At 69.1% G+C, this 382-nt stretch carries 1 protein-coding gene; it reads left to right on the plus strand.

Going from position 1 to position 382, the window contains the following annotated elements; translation table 11 throughout:
* Positions 1 to 12: 12 nt before the first annotated feature.
* Positions 13 to 382: transposase family protein (locus tag QSK30_RS36660; protein ID WP_285510010.1), on the plus strand; the 370-nt coding region annotated here is incomplete at its 3' end.

The following is a 382-nucleotide window of genomic DNA, read 5'->3' on the forward strand; positions in this document are numbered from 1 at the left end:
AAGGCCAGGGGGGTGCGGCATCGGATCGGCGCGGTGTTGGCGGTGATGATGCTCGCGGTGTTGGCCGGTGCTCGGAACTTCCGGGAGATCGCGGACCGGGCAGCCGATCTCCCGCCGGAGATGTTGGTGTTGGCGGGATGTCGTGTTCACCCCTCGACCGGTGAACATGTGGTGCCCAGTGCGGCCACGATGCGTCGGATCGCGCACGAGGTTGATGCCGACGACGCCGATGAGCGGGTGTGTGCGTGGTTTCGTGCCGAAGCGATGACCAGGGCGGTCGCCGGTCGCGTCGGCAGGCGGGTGCCGGGGACGATGGTCGCGGTGGCGATGGACGGCAAGACCATCCGCAACAGCGCCCGGCCGGGTATCGAGGGCGGCGAGA

This window comes from Actinokineospora sp. NBRC 105648, assembly GCF_030269645.1.
In the GTDB taxonomy this organism is placed as follows: Bacteria; Actinomycetota; Actinomycetes; order Mycobacteriales; family Pseudonocardiaceae; genus Actinokineospora.